7 protein-coding genes are annotated in these 3,497 nt (G+C 63.6%); all 7 read left to right on the top strand.

Going from position 1 to position 3,497, the window contains the following annotated elements:
* Positions 1–398 (top strand): ABC transporter permease subunit (locus EOD07_RS27150; protein ID WP_164772574.1); only part of this gene is annotated, 398 nt, incomplete at its 5' end.
* The gene (locus tag EOD07_RS27145) at positions 395–949 is read left to right on the top strand and encodes a nitrous oxide reductase accessory protein NosL (protein WP_245470511.1); all 555 of its coding nucleotides are present in this window, start codon (positions 395–397) and stop codon (positions 947–949) included. The genes EOD07_RS27150 and EOD07_RS27145, both read left to right, overlap by 4 nt.
* Before the next feature lie 53 nt (positions 950–1,002).
* Complete coding sequence (locus tag EOD07_RS27140) at positions 1,003–1,998, top strand: FAD:protein FMN transferase (RefSeq protein ID WP_206519569.1); 996 nt, start codon at positions 1,003–1,005, stop codon at positions 1,996–1,998.
* 234 nt (positions 1,999–2,232) lie between these two features.
* Positions 2,233–2,400, top strand: coding sequence for a hypothetical protein (locus EOD07_RS37825; RefSeq protein WP_164772572.1), 168 nt, complete (start codon positions 2,233–2,235; stop codon positions 2,398–2,400).
* Positions 2,401–2,513: 113 nt separating this feature from the next.
* On the top strand, positions 2,514–2,792 hold the full coding sequence (locus EOD07_RS27135) for a DUF2249 domain-containing protein (RefSeq protein ID WP_127237587.1): 279 nt from the start codon (positions 2,514–2,516) through the stop codon (positions 2,790–2,792).
* Positions 2,732–3,154 carry a hypothetical protein gene (locus EOD07_RS27130; protein ID WP_127237586.1) on the top strand — a complete coding sequence of 141 codons (423 nt, stop codon included), beginning with the start codon at positions 2,732–2,734 and terminating at the stop codon, positions 3,152–3,154. The genes EOD07_RS27135 and EOD07_RS27130 overlap by 61 nt, the downstream gene beginning before the upstream one ends.
* Before the next feature lie 55 nt (positions 3,155–3,209).
* Positions 3,210–3,497 (top strand): hypothetical protein (locus EOD07_RS27125; protein ID WP_164772573.1); only part of this gene is annotated, 288 nt, incomplete at its 3' end.

Genomic DNA, 3,497 nt, shown 5'->3' with positions numbered 1-3,497 from the left:
TGGTTGGCTCGTCGGTCCTGCTCGGCGCGGTCTTCGTCGCGCTTGGATACCTGATCAGTGCGACCGTGCGCGAGCGCGCCACCGCGGCAGGCCTTGCCATCGGCATCTGGCTGGTTCTGGTCCTCCTCTACGACATGGCGCTGCTCGGCCTGCTGGTCGCGGATCAGGGCAGGACGATCAGCGCCGCCGCCTTCAACTGGCTGCTCCTCCTCGATCCCGCCGACATCTTCCGGCTCCTCAATCTTGCCGGGCTGTCGAAGACCAGCCTGTTCGCCGGGATGGCCGGACTTGCCGAGCAGATGCAGTTCGGTCGCGCCGTGCTGCTCACGGCGCTGACGGCCTGGGTGGCGGTCCCCCTTGCGCTTGCCGCCTTGGTCTTTTCAAGGAAAGAGCCATGATGCGCGCAACGGCTCTCGGCGCACTGGTCGCCGCTGTCCTCTCCATCCTGCTTGCCGGCTGCAGCCAGGAGATCGCCGGCCAGCCCAAGCCGCCACCGCAGGAGCCGACGGCCACCTCGGTCGCCTATTTCTGTTCGATGGGCCTGTTCGAGCATGGCGGCCCGAAGGGGCAGGCCTTCCGTGCCGGCAAATCCGAGCCGGTCTGGTTCTCGTCCGTTCGCGACGCCGTCGCCTTCTCGATGCTTCCCGGGGAGCCGAAGGACGTCGTCGCCATCTATGTCAACGATATGGCAAAGGTGAGGAACTGGGACCACCCCGAGGCAGGAGCCTGGGTCGAGGCGCACGACGCCTGGTATGTCATCGGCAGCGATTACGGCGCCGGGATGGGCGGCAACGAGGCCGTGCCGTTCTCCGACGAGAATGCCGCGCGCTCGTTCGCGAGCGCGCATGGCGGAGCGGTACGCCGGTTCGACCAGATTCCGCAGGAATACATCCTGGACGGCGCGCCGCTCGATACAGCCGAAAAGTCCAAACAGGCAGCGATGCAATGAGCAAGCAGATGACCGAGGGATCGAGAAAAGCATGCGGGGCATTGAGCGCTCCGATGTCGCGTCGACGCTTCATCCGGATCAGCGGCGCGGTGGCCGGGCTGAGCTTGGCAGCGCTGGGAGGACAGGTCCCGGGAACAACGGCGTCATCTCTTCTTCACGAATGGCGGGGAGTGGCGCTTGGCGCGGATGCATCGCTGCGCATCTACCATCCCGATGCGGCCGAGGCCGAGCGCCTTGTTGCGGACGCCATAGCCGAGGTGCATCGGCTCGAGCGTGTGTTCAGTCTCTACGACAACAGCTCTGCGCTGTCCCGGCTGAACCACGATGGCGAGCTTGCCGATCCGCCGCAGGAGCTCGTCGAGCTTCTGGCCGCGAGCGCGCGCTATTCACGTGCGACCGGCGGCGCCTTCGACCCGACGGTGCAGCCGTTGTGGGAGCTTTATGCCGCGCATTTCGGCAGACCGGATGCCGATCCGAATGGACCGTCGGCTGCCGATATAGCAGCCGCGCGTGCACGGTGCGGCTATGAGGCGGTGGCGGTCGACGACGGGCAAGTCGCGTTCGCGCGCCCCGGCATGGCCTTGACGCTGAACGGAATTGCGCAAGGCTACATCACCGACCGTGTCGCCGAGCTTCTGCGGGCCCGCGGGGTCACGCATACGTTGGTCGACATGGGAGAGACCCGCGCGCTCGATGGAAGTCCCGCGGGCCGGCCCTGGTCGGTCGGCATCAGAGATCCGCGTGTCGAGGATAGCCTTCTCGCGAAGCTTGCGCTCGACAACCAGGCCATCGCGACGTCCGGCGGCTACGGCACCGAATTCGATGGGGCAGGGCGCTTCAACCACATATTCGACCCGGCAACCGGATTGTGCGCCAACCGCTACCTCAGCGTCTCAGTCGTAGCGCCGACAGCGACCTGCGCCGACGCGCTCTCGACCGCCTTGTCCGTTTTGCCCCTGGACCGCGCATCTTCGGCTCTCGCCGACGCCGGAGCGACGCGGGCTTATTTCGTGCTTCCTGACGGGCGCGTCGTCGACCGGAGCGCCTGACACACGGGCGAGGCCCGTTCCCGGGGGTAACGGTTGGATCGCTTGAAGCTGTTCGCTACCTGCTTTTTTCAAGAGGATCTTTGCGCGAACGCAAAGATCCGACATCGTCGACCCGATAACTTCAGCATCCGGCCCCCAGCAAGGCCGCGGCGGTTCAGTTGGATGCGGGCCGCCAGGCTGGCAGAGCGAGCCCAGCATGTCCCAAGGCATGCCCGCAAGCAAAGTGAAAAGGTGATGAAGTTCATGGCTGAGGAGCAAAAGGTGATCGAAGAGTGGCCAGCTCTCGTGCTCAGCACCGAAGCGGCAAGCGGGGCCACGGCGGGCCGCACGTTGCTGCCTATGCCTATCGCGGGGCTATCCCTGATCGTTCTTGGCGGCGCGGCCGTGATGATCTTTGTGTAGCGATGCTTTCCGCGAATTGTTTGCGCTTTGGCAAATAGACGGATTTCGCCCGGGTTACGTTTGGGCGCCGGGTCAAGGGCGTTGGTGCTCCACAGCAGTCGGGATTTAGGAATATGTCTGAATCGGAAGTCTCATCACAACCCCAGCTGGATGTGCGCGCCGTCCCGCCCGTGGAGCGCCACGCTCGGATTTTCGGGATCGCCCAGGCTCTGAGCGAGGGCCAATCCTTCGTCATCGTGAACGATCACGACCCGCGGCCTTTACGCTACCAGATGGAAGCCAGATATCCTGGCCTGTTCGGTTGGGAATACCTGCAGCAAGGGCCGGACATTTGGCGCATCGAGATCAAGAGATTGCATTCATCAGGGTGCAACTGTTGCTGCGGCAGCTGACGATCACGCCGCTGTCCAGAGCAATCCAGATCGGCATCGGCTACGCGCTCTATGAGGATGTCGTCATCGACCGCGTCACGGGACGCATGCGCGCCGTGGAAGAAGGCGAACCCACTGGCCCCTTCGGTGCGAAAGCGGTCGGGGAGATTGCGACGATTCCGGTGGCGGCGGCGATCGTCAATGCCGTGAACGACGCATTGGGCACCGAGTTGACGGAACTGCCGCTTTCGCCCGAACGCATCCTTGCCGCGATGGCCCAGGAAGAACCGCGATGTGGAGCGGCTCGGCCGGATGGTTCGAGTTGCGCGATGCCCGCCCTCGAAAACGGCAAGCGGCCTCTAAATCAAAGAGATAGAGCATGATGTCGCCCGAAAACCGCTACACACTTTTCGGCATCATGCTCTAGTCAGGCAAAGCATGCAGGTCAGCTATGCAATCGTTTGGTTGGAATTCCGGGCGGCCAAAATATTCCTGTTCGACGGGACTGTCATCGAAGACACTTGGGTTGAAATCCCGCTGACAGAAAATCGTGACTGCGATCATGGCGGGGCAGACGGAGCGGACGATTTCTTCGGCGAAGTCGCCCGCTGCCTCGACGTGGCGCGAGAATGGATCATTCTCGGCACCAGGTCGGGCTGTTTTGGGCTTCTTGCCTATATTTGTCGACACAAGCTCGATGGTCGCGTTGCCGGCGCCGAGGTGACC

Source organism: Mesorhizobium sp. M2C.T.Ca.TU.002.02.1.1, assembly GCF_003997225.1.
This window is presented reverse-complemented; position numbering and strand designations above follow the sequence as displayed.